General features: G+C 43.1%; 10 protein-coding genes. 5 read left to right on the forward strand and 5 right to left on the reverse strand.

Annotated features, from left to right (window positions below; translation table 11 throughout):
• Positions 1 to 295: 295 nt before the first annotated feature.
• Positions 296 to 1528 carry a FecR family protein gene (locus AC59IL_RS02425; protein WP_496550479.1) on the reverse strand — a complete coding sequence of 411 codons (1233 nt, stop codon included), beginning with the start codon at positions 1526 to 1528 and terminating at the stop codon, positions 296 to 298.
• A gap of 185 nt (positions 1529 to 1713) precedes the next feature.
• Positions 1714 to 2310 carry an RNA polymerase sigma factor gene (locus tag AC59IL_RS02430; protein ID WP_496550480.1) on the reverse strand — a complete coding sequence of 199 codons (597 nt, stop codon included), beginning with the start codon at positions 2308 to 2310 and terminating at the stop codon, positions 1714 to 1716.
• 420 nt (positions 2311 to 2730) lie between these two features.
• On the opposite strand from AC59IL_RS02430, the gene trhA reads away from it, so the two are divergent.
• Complete coding sequence (gene trhA / locus AC59IL_RS02435; RefSeq protein ID WP_496550481.1) at positions 2731 to 3357, forward strand: PAQR family membrane homeostasis protein TrhA; 627 nt, start codon at positions 2731 to 2733, stop codon at positions 3355 to 3357.
• Positions 3358 to 3371: 14 nt separating this feature from the next.
• Here trhA and AC59IL_RS02440 read toward each other — a convergent pair whose 3' ends face one another.
• The 3 genes from AC59IL_RS02440 to AC59IL_RS02450 all read right to left on the reverse strand — a co-directional run bounded on the left by AC59IL_RS02440 (position 3372) and on the right by AC59IL_RS02450 (position 9873).
• Complete coding sequence (locus tag AC59IL_RS02440; protein ID WP_496550482.1) at positions 3372 to 4124, reverse strand: hypothetical protein; 753 nt, start codon at positions 4122 to 4124, stop codon at positions 3372 to 3374.
• Positions 4125 to 4180: 56 nt separating this feature from the next.
• Complete coding sequence (locus AC59IL_RS02445) at positions 4181 to 5320, reverse strand: glycoside hydrolase family 43 protein (RefSeq protein ID WP_496550483.1); 1140 nt, start codon at positions 5318 to 5320, stop codon at positions 4181 to 4183.
• A 401-nt stretch (positions 5321 to 5721) separates the two neighbouring features.
• Positions 5722 to 9873, reverse strand: a complete 4152-nt coding sequence (locus AC59IL_RS02450; RefSeq protein ID WP_496550484.1) for a hybrid sensor histidine kinase/response regulator transcription factor — start codon at positions 9871 to 9873, stop codon at positions 5722 to 5724.
• Between the two features lie 337 nt (positions 9874 to 10210).
• On the opposite strand from AC59IL_RS02450, the gene AC59IL_RS02455 reads away from it, so the two are divergent.
• The 4 genes from AC59IL_RS02455 to AC59IL_RS02470 all read left to right on the forward strand — a co-directional run bounded on the left by AC59IL_RS02455 (position 10211) and on the right by AC59IL_RS02470 (position 17359).
• Positions 10211 to 10816 carry an RNA polymerase sigma factor gene (locus AC59IL_RS02455; protein ID WP_496550485.1) on the forward strand — a complete coding sequence of 202 codons (606 nt, stop codon included), beginning with the start codon at positions 10211 to 10213 and terminating at the stop codon, positions 10814 to 10816.
• Between the two features lie 137 nt (positions 10817 to 10953).
• Positions 10954 to 12174: a FecR family protein gene (locus tag AC59IL_RS02460; protein ID WP_496550486.1), complete on the forward strand. Its 1221-nt coding sequence runs from the start codon at positions 10954 to 10956 to the stop codon at positions 12172 to 12174.
• Between the two features lie 508 nt (positions 12175 to 12682).
• Positions 12683 to 15919, forward strand: coding sequence for a SusC/RagA family TonB-linked outer membrane protein (locus tag AC59IL_RS02465; RefSeq protein ID WP_496550487.1), 3237 nt, complete (start codon positions 12683 to 12685; stop codon positions 15917 to 15919).
• A 9-nt stretch (positions 15920 to 15928) separates the two neighbouring features.
• Complete coding sequence (locus AC59IL_RS02470) at positions 15929 to 17359, forward strand: RagB/SusD family nutrient uptake outer membrane protein (RefSeq protein ID WP_496550488.1); 1431 nt, start codon at positions 15929 to 15931, stop codon at positions 17357 to 17359.
• Positions 17360 to 17402 lie beyond the last annotated feature (43 nt).

The raw sequence follows: 17402 nt of genomic DNA on the forward strand, positions 1-17402 counted from the left end.
AAAGAGAAAGAAAATAGAACCAACCTTTTCAATTAAATGCATAGATTTGTTTGGTTTTGGTTTAAAACTGATTAATATGCCTGACTTTTATATTGATTAGGAAAACCATTGCCTGTCCCGGCACCACCCGGGACTACCAACCGTTTCGCCTGGTACGCGGAACGGTTTTTTAGTTGATGATTTCCTGAAATACTTATTTTAAGTTACCGGTTGCATTTAAGTTACCGGTTGCCAGTTACCGGTTACCGGAAACTGGTAACAGGAAACTGATAATATGACATTGTTAGCAGGTATTTTACTTCACAATCACTTTCCGTCCCTTAATTTCAAAACTTACAGTACCTGTTTTTTGCAACATGCTCAACACTTCGGAGATGTTACCAAAACGCGATATAGTACCTACAAACTCTTCTTTTGAAACATTGCCCGAATATTCAACCTGCACATCATACCACCTTTCCAGCTGACGCATTACCGATTGAATGGTATTGCCATCAAACATAAATTGTCCGTTCTTCCATGCTATGGCCGCTTCCACATCGGCATCTTTTACCACTTTTATTTCACCACTTTCACTTACATGTCCCTGTTGTCCGGGAGCAAGCAATGTCAATTGCTTTTTGCCTGTTGCGGATTGCTTATTGTCTATTGACACCTTTCCTTCTATTAAAGTAGTGACAACACCTTCCTCATTGTCATACGCATTGATATTAAATTGGGTTCCGAGGTCATGCACTTCTACCCCATTGGCTACCACTGTAAAAGGCATATTGCTGTTATGCTTTACTTCAAAATACAATTCGCCTGTAACCTGTACCCTACGTTCGTTTCCGGCAAATGCGATCGGAAAACGAATCGACGATCCCGCATTGAGCCACACCTTACTGCCGTCGGGCAATATGAGCTGGTATTGATTGCCGCGGGCAGTGGTAATAGTATTATATAAATACTGACCATTTACCAGCGACGATGCATTATAAGTTAACTGCGAATCGAGCTTAATGATGGTTGTATTACCCTGCCGGGCAATATTTCCGTTTACCGAACTATCGAGATTGATTGTTGAACCATCTGCCAACGTAAGCACTGCACCAATCTTTCCTGGCGGAATATCATTTTTAAATGGCTGTTCACCCTTGTTTTTTACAATGGCTTGTTCAGGTTTATGATAGAAAAGAAAATAATACGTAGCCCCGGCAAACAACAGCAAACAGGCGGCTACAGCAACGCGCGCGCGCGGTATAAAAGTAAACAGCTTTCGAACTTTTGGTTCCGGTGCATATGTAACAAGAGGCGTCTGGTGAAAAGGAGCATCTGATGCAAGAATAGCACTGAATATGGCATTCGCCTTTGACGTACTCAGTTTGTTTTCAACAACCAGGCCATTCCATACCTGGTCGAGCATTTCTTTAATAGTTGTATCATTGGCCGACTGCTGCAATAGCTGCATCAGCTCTTCACTCTCTTCAATGGTCAATACATTGTTGAGATAACGTTGAAATAAATATTCCAGGCGGGTTTTTGACATGGTTAATGCATTCTGCTATAATTAAAGACACCAGCTGAAACGGGAAAGGGTTAGTTTATCTAAAAAAAATCTCAATCAATGGTTATACTGTTAAATTGTTTGATTGTTACCGTAGCATTTCAAAGCTTAACAATCAGGTAAGATGCCGTTTAACAAGGGTTCCCAACAATCAAACAATAATACAATCAAGCCATCAACAATACAGCTGCTATAAGGGAAAGAATGCTGTTTTCGTGGGTTTTGAAGTATGCCCTGATCGAGCGCAGGGCCTGCGCCATATGTGCTTTCACCGTACCGGCCGATATGTTCATTTGTTCGGCAATTTCTTCACGTGACAATCCGTGTTGGCGGCTGAGCGTGTATACCAGTTTTTGTTGGGGAGGCAGCAGGGCTACAGCCTGTTGCAATACCCTGTCGTAATCGCGTTGTAAAACAGTTGCCTCGGCCGACACCCCTTCGATTTGCAGATCCTCGGGCGCAACGCTGCTGATTTTTCTTTCGCGGGCCAGCCGGCGCAAAGAATTAAAAGTATGATTACGGGCAACGATGAATAAAAAGTCGGCAAAATTGCGAATAGCAGAAAGACCGGTGCGGTTGATCCATATTTTTAAAAATACATCCTGTACAGTTTCTTCAGCCAGGGCTTCATGGCGCAGCACTTTCAGGGCAAATGCGTAAATGGTATCGCGGTAATGATCAAAAATGGTACGGAATGCATTTTCATCTCCCTGCGCAATCTGATCAAGGAGCGCCTTTTCGTGATATAATGGTTCTGCTGGCACGTATAATATGAGCCGTGGTTTTGGTTACTGTTGTTTATTTGGTCAGGTAAGGCTTTGGCAGGCAAAAATTCATTCTCATGGCTCATTCATCGATGATACTTAGGCAGGAACAGGTTCTTTAGGTGTTGCTAACACATGTTACAAATATATAGCATACAGCATGGATAAAAAAAGATAACCCTAAAAATATCGTTTCGCGCAGGCTGGTGATGGCGCCCTGGTTACACAGAATTATGAACCGGTTTATAAAAAAAAGAATGGATCGATACAATGAACCATTTAGCGCGGCCTGGTAAAACGGCCGGGCTTTATCGGGTAAAATCAGGCAGTTAACTAACCCAGATGGATATTTGTAAAAAAAAGAGGGCATCAATGAACTTTTCAGATTAAATTACAGTACTGTGTGAAAATCATTTTTCAATGGACACGTATACCCGTAAACAGGAAATAGTCAATGGCCTTATTGCTGCCGTTGGGATATTGTTCGGCCTTAGTGGCCTTCCTGTTTTAGCCGGACTGGCAACTGCCCACGACAACATGCCGGGACTTGTAGGAGCCGGCATTTATAGCTTTTGTTTTTTATTGCTGTTTACCAGCTCAACCATATTTCATTTTGCTCAGGAACCTGCGATCAGGCAGATTTTTAAAATGCTTGATCACATCAGCATTTATTTTTTTATAGCCGGAACCTATACGCCCTTTTTACTGGTGTATATGAATAACAATTTTGGTATTACGCTCCTGGCGGTATTATGGGGCCTTACTGTTCTGGGCATTTTTTTTAAAATGCGCTTTACCGGACGACTCGAAGTTCTATCCACGATCATTTATTTGCTCATGGGATGGATTATGTTAGCCGGCGGCCGTAAATTCTTTGACCACTTACCTGTTCAGGTAGTAATTTTCATTTGCCTTGGCGGGGGATTATATACCATAGGCGTATTTTTTTACTTGTGGGACAAATACCATTATACACATGCAGTATGGCATTTGTTTGTACTGGCAGCGGCTATTTGCCATTATGTGGCGGTTGTGTTAACCATGTAACACAGGTTAACCACTCAATGCCTGTTCACATGCACTTTCAGCATGGCATGTATTTCATCAAAAATGATTTTGAACATGGTAACATTTGAGTTTGAAGAAATTATAATATTACCGTTTGATATAACTGCACTGCTTATCATTTGCGAGGTAATGCCCGATAGCAACTGATCAAAACTCAATGTGCCCAATGCTGTAAAATCTGCATTGAAATTAATGCTATCCGGTATTTGAAAAGTAAATTCTACCGGCACGTCGAAGCGTATTTCAACGGGAATTGTTATACCATTTCTTTCAAAAGATCCGGTGAGCGTAAAAGCTGCAGTAGTTCCCATTGGCACCAATGATATAGTAAACTCAATATTATTGTAGGTATCAGTGGGAATGCTGATTGTTCCAAGCGTGGCGATCAAATTTGAGAGGTCGAAGCTGTGGGTAATTTTTGATTTGCACTCAACTTTTTTATCATCATCATCATTGTCACCATCGTCATGGTCTTTATGGTGCTTTTTGCATTTGCCCGAGAATTTTATTTCTGAAACGAAAATATGACCACCCGTCCAGTGTATAGAGAAGCGGTCCCCGCGACTGGCATCATTATCGCCACCGCTAACCGCCACCCGGCCGGTTTCGCTGGTTTGATTTGAGGTAGTAAGCTGGTAAGTAATACTGGAAGTGCCTGCAGCTGCTGCATCTTCCTTATTTTTATTGCAATCAGTTAAAAATAAAGAACTTCCAAGGGCAGCAGCAATCAAATACATGTTTTTCATATACAGTTTGCTTTACTGCATTAGCCGCAATTATTGTTCCACAGTGCCGGCATTTATCATTTATCAAATACATGCAGCGACCACTCATCGTAATAATGCAGAATAAGCATATCTTTTTTAAACGTTAGCGGCAGCCACACGTATCTGCCATCGATGGCATTATCGGCATTCCAGCGATCGGCCATAAATATAAATGCATCTTTTTTGCCGCTAACAGGCAGAATATAAGTTCCCTGCGAATGAAAAGTAGTAGCCGAATCAACGCCTACACAAGGGTTACCGGTTTCTTTCCAGGGGCCCCATATCGAACGCGACACGGCTGCACGCGCCGGGTTAGGGTCCCACCCTGTTGTGCCGCTCATGATCAGGTAATACAAACCCTTGCGTTTAAAAATGGCGGGCGCTTCCATAAAACGGCCGGTAAAGGCCCGTACATATTTTCCATTATGACCTGTGAAGTCATCATTCAGCTGCGCTATATGCAGGGTGGCATTGTATTCCGAAGCATAAATATGATAGGCTTTGCCATTATCATCAACAAACAGGGTCATATCCCTTTCCATCTGTCCTTCTTTATAAAACTTGCCAAGCAGGTTCAGCGAATCGATATTGCCCGGAAAACCACCGCCGGGGTAATAGGTTTTCATGACCGAATCGGCTACCGGCATTTTATGCACCGGCAATACATTCACAGGCCAATGACCGGGGTTGCTTCTGATGCTGTGTAAGTATATATAGGGGCCCGCAGGTGTTGAGGCAACCGCCACGCCGCTTCTTGCATAGCTATAACCTTTGCCTTTTTGCTCAATATGAAACCACATTACAAATTTGCGGGTGCGGGCATTGTAAATCACTTTGGGTCGTTCGAGTATACAACCTTTTTGTATATCGCTGGCTGTATCGTTCACAACGGAAAGCACTATCCCTTCGTTTTTCCAGTTATACAGATCGCTCGATGAATAACAACGCACACCTACATTCGCTACATTACCAGCCTTGCCTTCTACCTTATGCTCACCAAACCAATAATATACCCCTTTGTGGTACAACATGCCGCCGCCATGTGCGTTAATGGGCATGCCGTGGTTATCGTTCCAGATGGCGCCGGGATGAAATGCGGTATTTGCTTCGGTTTGGGCAACAGCCGTTTTCAACAGGCAACAAAGTATGCACCCTACTACAATCGTTTTTTTCATACCACCTGATTAATCTCTTATTCTTTTGTTAGATTTTAATATGCTGACCCTTTTTTCTGCCTTTCCATGAATAAAACCGGCCCTTTGTTCAATGATCGTTTAAAAGAAATAAGGAAGAGGTAGAAACCTCCCCCATGTGCACTTGAACAATATGGATATTGTATTTGTCTTTTTTTAATTATTGTAAACTTAAATGACGGGATACTGCCACTTAGGGGGTGTGAATTTCAAAAAAGAGGGGGAAATCGGTCATTTTGCAGGTTACAGGTCACAGGTTTCAGGTTACAAGGCACCAATGCCGGGTCGCCAGTTGCAATTGCCGGAGTACCAGTAACCTGAAACCTGTAACTTGTAACTACAGTCTGAAAACCCGCAACAAATCGCTTTTATGAAACAGGGCCTTATTCTTGCTCTTTATCAGTACTAAACGACTCCTTATTCACCGTGTACTGACCGGCAAAGGGTTTGCGGTATTTTTTGATGTAGTCGGAAGGATTCATGCCGAACAGTTTATTGAATTGTTCGCGGAAGTGTTTGATGTCTTTCATTCCCACCTGAAAGGCGGTTTCATTTACATTGTAGTTGGTATTGATGAAAAGCGCTGCGGCTTTGCGAAGTCTGATAAACCTGATAAAAACACTGATCGACTGCCCCGAGATCATTTTTACCTTTCTGAATAAGGTTGAGTGACTCATGCCGATCTCGTGCAGCAAGGTCTTTACACTGAAATCATCATCTTCGATATGTGCTTCCACAATCGATATACATCTTTCCAGAAATTCCTTATAGTCCGTCGAGATGCGCAGGTTATTGGGATTGAGGGTGATTTCGTTATAAAAATATTTCTGCAGGTTGTCGCGCGTTTTTAACAGGTTGGTTACGCGGGCGATCAATATTTCCTTTTCAAAAGGTTTGGTTATATAATCGTCGGCCCCGCCTTCAACACCCTGCAAACGGGTTTCGCTGGCATAGCTGCCTGTAAGTAAGATCACCGGAATGTGGTTCAGGGCATTGTCTTCCTTAATGGCTCTGCATAATTCAATGCCGTTCATACCGGGCATTTTGATATCGCTGATGATAATATCGGGCAGGTATTTTTGCGCCAGCTTTAATCCCTGTGTTCCGTTTTGCGCTTCATACAGGTTGTATTTATCTTTAAATACCTGTTTTACATATTTGCGTATCTGCTCATCATCATCAATTACCAAAACCGAATGCTTTCCGGTAACAATGGCATCGATGGTTTCCTGGTTGTTTTTTGAAGCGGCAGCAACGGTTTCTGTTTCCGGCATTTCAGTTTCTTCGGGCGCCAGTTCCTGCAGCAGGGCGGGCGTTTCATTGCTTTCTTCTGCAATAGAATATTCTGTCAAATGGGCTTTACCTTTTTGAAGGGTTACTGTAAAAACAGTGCCTTTACCGGTTTCACTTTCATAGCGAATAGCGCCTTTATGCAAATCGGCAAATTGTTTTACGAGATAAAGACCGATGCCGAATCCTGTTTTGGAATTGATGCCTTTTGTGTTAGCCTGATAAAATTTCTCGAACAGCTTTTGTCCGGTGGCTTCGGGAATACCGCTGCCATTGTCCTTCACAACCACTTCAATATTTGCGGTTGTTTCACGAATGACCAGCGACACCCTGCCATGGTCGGGCGTATATTTTAGTGCATTGGATAAAAGGTTGAATAAAATGATCTCCATCTTTTCCCGGTCGGCATACAGTTCCATAGCTTCGTTGGCACATTCAAATTCATAGGTAATATTTTTTAACCGGGCCTGTTGTGTAAAGCATAGAAACACTTCTTTACATAAAGTATAAAAATTCAGCCTGGCGGGCTTTAATGTGTCTGCCCCGCTGTCGGCTTTTCTGAATAGCAGCAACTGGTCAACCAGGCTCAGCAGACGCCTTGCATTGCGGTATACAATATTCAATTCATGATCGTCGTGCGTTTTGTGTTCTTTGTTTTTTTGTAAGATATCTTTAACGGGATTGATGATGAGCGTAAGCGGCGCCCTGAACTCGTGCGAGACATTGGTGAAGAACGAAAGCTTTTTTTCATTCATTTCCCGTTCTTTTTCGGCATTCAGGTTTGCCAGCTTTATTTCATACTCAAGGCGTGTTTGCCGTTTTTTATATTGCCAGTAAAAATATACAGCGGCAGCTGTTGCACATATGTATAATATCCAGGCCCACCAGCTTCGGTACCAGGGAGGCAGAATGATAACACGTACCGTAGCTTCTTTGGTGTTCCATACGCCTTCGGCATTGGTACATTTTATTCGAAGCACATAACTGCCCTCGCTGATGTGGGTGTAATTGGCGGTTCTGATATTGCCTGTGTAGTTCCAGTTGCGGTCCCATCCATCGAGATACCAGGCATATTTAATTTTATTGGAGGCTGAATACTCTAATGCAGTAAAGTCGAACGAAACCACTGCCTTGTTATAGGGGATCTTCAATTCAAGAATGGCATCATTGCTTTTTTTCGATATAAAAGAATAATCCTGCTCAATGGGTATATTATTGATGCGTATATCGGTTAAAAACACATCGGGCATCGTATTCGCTTCGCGAATATCGGCGGCTTTAAACAAACTAAAGCCTTTTATACCGCCAAACACCATTTCGCCCGAACGCAGCAGCAATGCAGCATTGTAGTTGAACTGATTGCTTTGCAGGCCATCGTTCTGATAATAATTTTTACAGGTTCTATGCGCGATATTGAATTTGCACAGGCCATTATAAGTGCTCAGCCACAGGTTGCCATGGCCATCATCGAGCATACTTAAAATGGAGTTATTACTAAGACCGTTCTGCGTAGTATACCTCGCTGCAATGGAATTTGTTTTGCGGTCAAATAACAGCAGCCCCCCACCCTCGGTGCCTACCCACAAATGGCCTGTATTATCTTCATATACGGCTCTAACGGCATGGCCTACCGCAAAAAATGCATGGTGTTTGTTTACTTTATCGATTTTTATCAGCTGATTTAAATTGCCGCCCCACAGTGTACCGCCTCTGTCTTCATTCAGCGTAAACAGGTCGGTTAAAACGGTATCAAACACTTCAAACCGGTCGGCCTTATAATTAAACTTATATAAGGCACCATACCGGTTTCCCTGTCGCAGGGTAGTTACCCATAAATCCCTGTCTTTATCGGCGTATATCCAGTAAACGGGTTTGTTTTCGATACCGGTGGCGGTGTTGATGCACTGGTAGCGTTTAAAGCTATTGGCGGCTTTGTTATAGCGGTTAATGCCTTTTGAAAAAGCCACTGCCCATATATTATGTTGTGCATCTTCGGTAACTGCCGAAATGGTATTGTCCCACAGCGAACCGGCATCATGCGGATTATTCCTGTAATTGATAAAGCTGTTGTTTTTGCGGTTCCATACATTCAATCCTGCATCATCGGTAGCAATCCATAGGTTGCCATCGGCTGCTTCACAAAACGATGAAATGGCATTGCCTGCGATACTGTTCGCATTGCCTTTTTCGTGCGCCACCGTTTGAAAACGGCCCTGTTGGGGATCGATTATATTTATTCCCCCACGCAACGTGCCGATCCATTTTCGGGATTCTTTGTCTTCATAAATCGCAAATACCGACTGGCCGGTCAATGAATATTTATTATCTCCGGCCGGCAGGTAATCCATTTTTTTCGTGACGGGGTCCCAGATATTAACACCACCGCCATTGGTGCCTATCCACAGGTGGTGACTTTTATCTACAGTAAGGGCTGCGATGTTTTCAGAAGACATGCCGCCCCGTGTTTGATCAAGCAGTTTTTCGGTTAAACCGGTTGCTGCATTAAAAGCATATACTCCTTCACCCGTGCCGATGTAAACGGTATTCCCATCCGATTCGAGCGTTGAGGCCAGCAATACTGTTCTGGACACCAGCTTCAATTGCATTGCCGAATAATCAAGCAAACATAATCCCTGGTTTTGTACAAATACCCAAACTTTTTTGTCGGCCCCCACTTCAATTGCCTGCGCACCGTAAACCATGATTTCGGTAGTGCCGTTGTATAAGGGAATTTGTTGTGCTACGGTATTTGCATGATCACAAAACAGCAATCCCAATGTTTCGGCGGCGATGAGTATATTATCCTGCGCATCGGTTTTCAGGTCTTTGATCACATCGCGAATTTTAACAACGCCCTGTTGCTTGAACGGGCGGTAGTTTGCCGTGGAAAAGCGGCCGGTTAAAGGGTCAAAAATGCTGGCGCCCTGGCGGGTCCCGATCCACAAATTATTGCGATGATCCTCAGCGAGTTTATAAACCAGGTTATGAACCAGTGAATTGGAATCGTTGATGCTATTGCGAAATACTTTAAAACCATAACCGTCGTAGCGGTTTAGCCCGTCGACCGTTCCAAACCACATAAATCCTTTATGGTCCTGGTAAATGCAGCGCACCGAATTATTAGATAACCCCTGTTCAATGCCTAAATATGTAATGGGAGGAAATGTAAAAGCGTGTGAGTGATTGATACACAGCAATTGAAATAACACAACAATCGGTACATGCTTTCCCTTCAAAATTTTCATACAACAATCAGAATTGGTTGGCCTTAACTCGTGTATAAATAACAATTACAAACCTAATAAGATTTTTTTATAATTTGAAACCACATAATACTTACATGGAGCCCAAACCTACGCCGAAAACCATAACAGGAGAGAAATATTCACAAATTCCACAATAAAACATACAAGTGTTTGTATGTTGAAAATAAATTTCTATATTGCGTAGCCCGCAACCTTATCTCCCCTGCACGTTTTTGATATACTTCTTTATTAGCCATCTGCATGGCGACACCGAGGGACAATTCCCAGGTTATTGTTTTATTGCCCTTTAACATCATTACATAAACACAAACATTTTATGAGGCACAAACAAGACCTCCTTGAACGCCTGAATAGTAAAGAACGCGGTGCGATAGGGGAAACTTACAAACAATATTACGCATCATTAAAAGGCCTGGCATACCGGTCGACCAAAGACGAAGCTGAAGCAGAAGATATAATCATGATGGTTTTCCATAAACTTGCTACTACCTCAAGGATATTCAATTCAATGGATGAGCTGAAAGGATATTTGTTCCTGGCCGTTAAAAACCATTGCAAAAATTATTGGAAAAAGAAGCAAAGAAGGGAAAATCTGCTTACAACTGCTTCCCTTCCTGCACAGACAGATGCCCAGGAGCCCACAGCTAACAACAGCTTAGATCACCGGGATCTTATCAATCTCGTAAGAAAAAATCTAAAACCACTTCCAAGGCAATGCCGTTTGGTAGCAGAGCTTATCTTATTCAGAAATATGGAATCAGGTGAAGTAGCAAAAGTGCTTAACATCGAGATAAACCATGTTAATGCACAGCTCAGCAGGGCAAAGAAACATCTCAGAGCCGTACTGCCGGAGTCTGCTGATTTCGACATCCCGGCAATTTTTATTCTCCTTGCCATTTTAGCCATGTTATATTTTCACTGACCTGCAAAAAAAAGTTGTAAAAAAAATTAATATTCTTCCCGCTGGCATTGTATGTAATAGTATAAGGGGTACAAAAACGTCAGGGGCAAACAGTGATTCACAAAAAACCTTATAGTTAACCCATTAAAACCAATACAATGAAAGAAATACCCAATAATATAAAAGTATTGGCTTTCGAAAAAAGCGAAGACGAACCGTTGAATGATGAAGAGCAGGCCCTTTGGGAAGAATGGATTTCGGGCAGAACAATGGAAAGTCTGAAAATCAGTTTAAACGATCCGGAACTATTTGAACTTATCAGGTTATATAATAAATGGGAAAACAACAAACAGGCAAGCTGGAAATCGTTTGAAGGTGCCTGGTTAAATGATGAAGTACAGCAACCGCTGTTTTCATCAAAACACGGCAACCGAAAATGGTATATTATAACAGCAATCGCAGCCAGCATTTTGCTTGCGCTTGTTCTTACTGTGCATTATTGGTTACCAAAAGAAAAACCAGCCGCCATCGTTGCTGCTACATCTGTTTCGAATGAAATAATACAACCGGTGCCCGGGCAACCCGGCAGCACAAGGGCTATGCTTACGCTTGCCGACCATACACAAAGAAATCTTGCAAAGCAGGCCAAAGGCCTGATTGCCTGGCAAAACGAAACAGCTGTTAGAAAAGAATCAGACAGCCAGATCGTTTATCAGGTAACAAACACCAATCAGAGGTTTAAAGAACACCCGTATAACACATTAACCACGCCGGCAAGCAGTGAATTTAAAATTACATTGCCCGATGGCAGTAGTGTGTGGTTAAATGCCGGTTCCTCACTGTATTACCCAACTGCCTTTACCGGTAACGAACGACGGGTTATACTAACCGGAGAGGCTTATTTTGAAGTAAAAAAAGATGTTACCAAACCATTCAAAATATCGGTAAAGAAAACCTCTATTACGGTAAAAGGAACAAAGTTTAATATCAACGCCTATGCGCAGGATATCATCAAAACTACACTGATAGAAGGTGAAGTGCAATTACAACACGGCGATAAAAAAGTATCGGTAGAAAAAAACCAGCAGGCCGTGGTTTACGGTGACAACATCAAACTTAATAAAGAAGTTAACCTTGCAAGTGTTTTAGCATGGAAAGACGGTTACATTTACCTCGAAGGAGAAACGGTTACTTCTATTCTAAACCAGATAAGCCATTGGTACAATGTACAAACCAACATTATTGGTAACCCTAAAATATCGCTTAAAGGCAGGTTCCCCAAAGAAACCCCCACAAAGGAAATGCTCAGGATACTGAACCTTGGGTCAGAAACCCAATTCACATTAGAAAAAAACACATTAACAGCAAAAGAAAAATAATAAGCGTTTAATACTACTGAAATCATAAAGGAATCCACTTACCGCGACCACTACACACCTTATCCCGGGCTGCATCCTATTAATAAATCAAGCCATTAATTCCATTAAGCCTTCACAAAGATGCTGCAGCTTCCGTAGATTTGTAGTCTGCGGTTGCTGCAACGGCATCGCAACTCTCCAACACAACACGAGATTCCCACCAGTAATGGTTGCCCGCGCATCCATTACGTAAACCTGCATCCTTGCCGGCTCCAATACCGGATGAATACAATTTCATTGTAATTGATATTTCACAGCCGACATTAGATGAACAGCAATAACAAACCTGTTTGTTTCAGAGCCTGCATGGCTATACATCCATCGCGCATGGATACAAACGACTATTGCCTGTATTACACAGTTACCATCCCACCTCTTGCTTTCCCCGGTTCATTTCATTTATTTACAACTATTCATACCGCTCTGATACCGATACCCTGTAAGTTGAATTGATTAGAATTTACCCAAAATGAAATATTTTTTAGGCCCATTAATTATGGCAGCCTGCGTTACTATGGCACAGGCTCAGCAACGAAAAATTGAACCGCCTCCTTATAAACTATTAAGGGCATTGGAAATATTTGAAAAGAGCAAAATCATCGACGCTCCTATTTACGAAGAAGGTTTGGTTCTTCCTTTGGCCGTACCGGTTACTATTTCATTGGCAAACCCAACAAGGGAATTGCTCATTAAAGTTCTCAATGCTCAGCCCAAAATCAAAAACACGCTTGCACAAAAAACACTTACGCTTGAGCCAAAGCTGCCACAGGAAGCTGAAATAAGCTGGAAACAGTTCGTTTCAATTTGTTATATAAAAGTGTATAACGACAGCGGTATTCCGCTGGAAGGCGCATCCCTTTTGCCGGATTCAAAAAAAGGGATCTATACTACCAATGCCAGAGGCTATGCCGAAGTATATGGCAGCCCCGGCGACTCCATTACAGTTTCATACGTTCAATATAAATCTGAGCGCATAGCCTGGGAACCCAACGAAAAACCGGCAATTGTTCAGTTGAAAGCACTTGACACAAATCTTCGTGTAGCCTCGGTAGTAGGGCGGGTTTCAAAAAACCAGGCAGGCAGCGTTTCGAAATTTAAGCCACCCGAGCCAAAAACAACCGATTTAATCACCAGTATACGGCAAAACGTGGCAGGGTTTCTGGCCCTGCCTTCAAGCGGACTTGGAGCAGTTTCACAAAGGATCCAGTTTCGTGGCCCTACTTCCATTGGAACACAAACCGGCACCTACGACCGTTACTATAATTCGCCTCTGTTTATTGTAAACGGCATACCGTGGGGACCATCGCAAACACCGTTAAACCAGTTGCCTTCAATAGCCGGCAATCCAGCTGCGCCAGGCATATCGGCTTCGGGTTTTGATCCGTTTTTTACGATTAACCCATTCGATATTGAATCGGTTACTGTTTTAAAAGATGCCGAAGCCACCGCTATTTACGGGGCACGCGGCGCCAACGGAGTTATTGTTATTACCACCAAAAAAGCAACCGATCAAAATCGCCTCACCGCAGCCACTTCGTTTGGCATCGGGCGTTCGCTCAACACCATACAATTGATGAATACACCTGAGTACCTGGCCATGCGCAGAGAGGCTTTTAAGAACGATGGCATTATACCCAATGCCATCAATGCGCCCGACCTTATGCTATGGGACACTACCCGATATACTGATTTCCCCAAATTGTTGCTGGGCGGAACTGCGAGATTCTTCGATCAGCAGATTTCTTATTCCGAGGTAAATGACAACTGGCGATCCCTGTTAAGCGGCGGCTATCATTACCAAACAACCGTTTTACCGGGTGATCTGTATGCAAAAAGATGGTCCTTGTTAACTGATATATCGTTCACTTCGAATAATAAAAAAACAACAGCCGGTTTTACGGCGATCAATACCTACACCGAAAATAAATGGATAGCCGAGAACCCGATGTATAGCATATTCACGGCACCCGATGCACCACCTTTAACCGATAACAATGGTTATCTGGCATGGGGCGATGAAAGTAATTCGTTCAATAACCCACTGAGCTTTTTCAGGAATGTAAACTTTATGCATGCCCGTAACAACTCGTTCAATACCTGGCTGCAACATACAATATCCGCGAAGCTGCGCTTTGAAACGGCGATAGGTTACCATTTTATTGACATAACTGAACATAACCGTATTCCCATCAGCAGTCAGAACCCATTCACTAATCCCACCGGTTCCTTTTACAAAGCATATAATCGCTATAATACATTCAACTTTGAGCCGGAGCTTCATTATAGCACCTGGCTGGGAAAAGTGCAGAGTGAAAGTTCTTTTGGGATATCGTACACGGCACAAATCAATAAACGGCTTATCGACTCGTACCTGAATTACACCAACGATGATCTGCTTGGTATTGCAGAAGCGGCGTCTTCCAGGAATTCATCACCTGCACTGGCCCGTTACAGGTTCCTCAGTTGCTTTGGACGTATCAAATTCAATTATCTCAACCGGTATTTTTTAAACTTTACGGCACGTCGCGACGGATCGTCGCGTTTTGGTTCACAATACCACTATGCCAACTTTGCGGCAGTAGGCGCAGCCTGGATATTCTGGACAGACAGTACCAATAAAGGATTGCCGAACACAGCCAAAATAAGGGGCAGCTACGGCAGTACCGGAAATGATCAGATCGGAGATTATGCATACCTGAATGCGTGGAGTACCATTGCCAATTATCAGGGCACACCGGTTATTGCACCCACCGGCCTTCCCAATCCCTATTATCGGTGGGAAGTGACCCGCAAACTGGAAGCAGGTCTTGACCTAAGCTTCTTTGATAAAAGACTGAATATTTCGGTTATGGCATACCGGAACCGCAGCAATAATCAGCTCGTTGTTTATTCTTTACCATCCCAGTCGGGCTTCCCGAGCGTAACCAGTAACATTCCCGCCATAGTACAAAACACCGGTATAGAAACCGAAGCCGATTGGAAAAAAACGGGACACGTTTTTACGTGGGCGGGCAAACTAACGCTTGCCATACCCAAAAACAAACTGGTAAAATTTGATAATCTCAAAAATTCATCCTATGCCAATAAGTTGAAAATCAATGAGCCTTTGAACAGCTTCTTTGTTCCGCATTTCACTGGTGTTGATGAAATCACCGGCAAATTCACTGCCGACACATTAAATAAACGTGTTGTAAGCACCGACCCGGCTTTCTTTGGCGGCATTCGCAATTCGTTTACTGTAAAACAGTTTGAACTGACCCTGTTTATAGAATTCAGGAAACAAAATGCAGCCAACTACCTCACCGACATATACAAATATCTTCAGCCAGGCAACAGAAATACCGAATTTTATACCAACCAGCCAGATGCTATCAACAACCGCTGGCAAAAAGCAGGCGAACAGGTGCCGCTGCAACAGGTGAGTACGCTTTCGTTTGGCCCTGTTGCCAATGCTGTTAATAATTTTATCAATACCGATGCCCGGCTGGTGAATGCATCTTATATACGTATGAAAACTGCCCGGTTTGTATATAATTTTCCCAAATCACTGATCACAAAATGGCATTTACAGGGAGCTAATGTATTTGCCACCGCCGAAAATGTTTTTACCATCACTTCGTACAAAGGAGCAGATCCCGAAACGCAGGACCCTTTCAGCCTGCCATTGCTGAGAACCTACACCATCGGGTTTCAGTTAACACTTTAAAACATGCATATGAACCAGTATAAAATTGCATTCAGATCAGGTACTGTGTTGAGTTTGCTTTTCATAATGATATCCTTCAGCTATTGCAACAAACTACTTGATCCCGGTACACCACCCGAAAAAGTAGTCAGCTCGCAGGTATATAGCAGCGATTCGCTGGCCGAAGCGGCAGTAAAAGGCGTTTATGCCAACATGATGCTGAATTTCGGTGTCTGCAACGGCTATATGAGCCGGTACCCGGGTTTGTCGGCCGACGAACTGAACCGTACTACAGTGTTGAACCAGGATATGGAATTTATATTTAATTCCCCCGGCACCGATAATGCAATTATAAAGCAGTCGTGGAGCAATGCATATAATTACATATTTGCAACCAATGATATAATAGATGCATTGCCAAAGTCAGCTGATGTAACGCTCTCAAAGCGTAACCAGCTCACCGGCGAAGCTTTTTTTTTACGAGCGATGTGTTATTTTTACCTGGTTAATTTATATGGCGATGTACCACTGGTATTAACAACCGATTATACCCAAAATGCTGTTATTTCCCGAACTTCGGTTAACCTCGTTTACGACCAGATTATTGCCGATCTTAAACAGGCGCAGAATTTATTATCAAACGCATATGTCACCACGCCTGAGTTTCCCAATGAACGGGTACGGGCTAATAAATTATCGGCCACAGCCCTGCTGGCAAGGGTGTACCTGTATCGGGAGCAATGGGCTAATGCCGAAGCAGCTTCCACAGAAGTAATACAATCAGGATTATACGAACTGGAGCCCAACCTGCAACAGGTTTTTTTGAACACCAGCAAAGAAGCCATTCTGCAGTTCATGCCTGTAAGTGAAGCATATAATACAGCAGAAGGCGGCATGTTTGTTCCTTTGTCGCCCGTGGGAAAGCCCCAGATGATATTAATCGATTCTTTTCTGACAAGTATGGAACCTGGCGATGCACGAACGGGCTGGATACGCAAAGTAACCAACAATGGCATAACCTATTGTTCGCCTTACAAATACAAACTAAATACCGGAACACCTCGTACTGAATACAATATGGTGCTTCGGCTGGCTGAGCAATTTTGCATTCGGGCCGAAGCACTCGCTATGCAAAATAAACTGCCTGAAGCAATAGTTGATCTGAACAGTATTCGCCAAAGAGCCTTGCTATCTGACCTGCCTGCATTATCAACTCAATCGCAGGTACTGGCAGCGATTGAACAGGAACGGCGCATAGAATTGTTTGCCGAATGGGGGCATCGATGGTTCGATTTAAAAAGGTGGCCGGCACGCATTATTAATACAACCAACAAAACGAGACTCGATGAAGTAATGAATGAATTGCGGCCAGCTACCTGGAAATCTTCAGCAGCCCTTTGGCCGATTCCCGTTGTTGAGCTCACTCACAACCCCTTTCTCACACAAAATCCGGGATATTGATCAATGATAGTATCTGAAGAAAGAATCGCCCCTGTTGAAACCC

Source organism: Niastella sp. sgz303648 (assembly GCF_059587045.1).